The sequence below is a fragment of the Rubrivivax gelatinosus genome (assembly GCF_016583785.1).
Taxonomy (GTDB): domain Bacteria; phylum Pseudomonadota; class Gammaproteobacteria; order Burkholderiales; family Burkholderiaceae_C; genus Rubrivivax; species Rubrivivax gelatinosus_B.
This window is the reverse complement of sequence record NZ_NRRU01000212.1, coordinates 1-1442: the sequence shown is the minus strand read 5'-3', so window position 1 is coordinate 1442 and position 1442 is coordinate 1. Positions and strand designations below refer to the sequence as shown.

The following is a 1442-nucleotide window of genomic DNA, read 5'->3' as shown; positions in this document are numbered from 1 at the left end:
CCCGAGGCCGATGGTGATGCCGAAGGCGAAGACGCGGCCGAGGCTCCGGCCGTGCCGCTGCTGCCGCCGGCCGACGTCGGCGAGGTCTTCGCGCACGTGCTCTCCGGCGTCTGGGACGCCGAGGCCGGCGACGAAGCGCCGCCGCTGCCCGCCAAGCGTGTGCTCGCTCCCGAACCCGACGCGCCCAAGCTGCACAAGGTGCTGGCGCAGGCCGGCATCGGCTCGCGCCGCGACATGGAGCAGATGATCCTGGAAGGGCGCATCACCGTGAACGGCGAGCCGGCGCACATCGGCCAGCGCATCGCTGCCGGCGACCGCATCGCCGTCGGCGGCAAGCCGGTGCGCTACCGCATCGCGCCGCCGCCCACGCGTGTCATCGCCTATCACAAGCCTGCCGGCGAGGTCGTCACCCACGACGACCCGCAGCAGCGCCCGACGGTGTTCCGCCGCCTGCCGCGGCTGCACCAGGGCAAGTGGCAGTCGGTCGGCCGTCTGGACATCAACACCGAAGGCCTGCTGCTGTTCACCAACTCCGGTGAACTCGCCAACCAGCTGATGCACCCGCGTTTCGGCGTCGAACGCGAGTACGCGGTGCGCTCGCTCGGCGCGCTCGACGAGGCGGCCAAGAGCAAGCTGCTCGAAGGCGTCGACATCGAAGGCCAGCGCTGCGGCTTCAAGAGCATCGAGAACGGTGGCGGCGAAGGTGCCAACCAGTGGTACCGCTGCGTCATCACCGAAGGCCGCAACCGCGAGGTGCGCAAGCTTTTCGACGCCGTCGGTCACGCGGTCAGCCGCCTGATCCGCATCCGCTACGGCTCGGTCGTGCTGCCCAAGGGCCTCAAGCGCGGCGTCTGGGTCGACCTGAGCGAGCAGGACGTGCGTTCGCTGCGCCGCATGACCGGCGTCGGCGAGCCGCGCCCGGTCGAAGCCGAAGGCGCTGCCGACCGCGGTGAGCGCGGTGGCCGCCGCGGCAAACGTGGCCGCGGCGGGCGTGCCGGCGGTGCACCCGAGGTCGCGCCGCGTGGCGGCAAGACGCCGCGCCGCGAGCCCGAGGCGAGCGCGATCCCGAACCCGCTGCAGCAGACCTTCGACAAGCGCGCGATCCAGCAGGAACGCCAGCGCCGGCGCGAGATCCCCGAGGACGGCCCGATCCCGAACCCGCTGCAGCAGACCTACGACAAGCGTGGCGTGCAGCGCGACCGCCCGGTGCGCGACCTGGGCGAGGACGGCCCGATCCCGAACCCGCTGCAGCAGACCTACGACAAGCGCTTCGTGCAGAAGCCCAAGCCGCTGGCCGGTGGCCGCGGCGGCAAGGGCGGCGGCAAGAAGGGCGCCGACGGCACGCGCCAGCCCGACCCGATGCAGACCTCGGTCGGCTACATCGGCGGCGACGCCTTCCTGCGCAAGGCCGGCGGCGGTGGCCGCGGCGGCCCGCGTGGCGG

General features: G+C 73.0%; 1 protein-coding gene. It reads left to right on the top strand.

The window, feature by feature from the left end; all coding sequences use genetic code 11:
• On the top strand, nucleotides 1-1442 hold a 1442-nt coding region (locus CKO43_RS25400), incomplete at both ends, for a pseudouridine synthase (protein ID WP_200380411.1).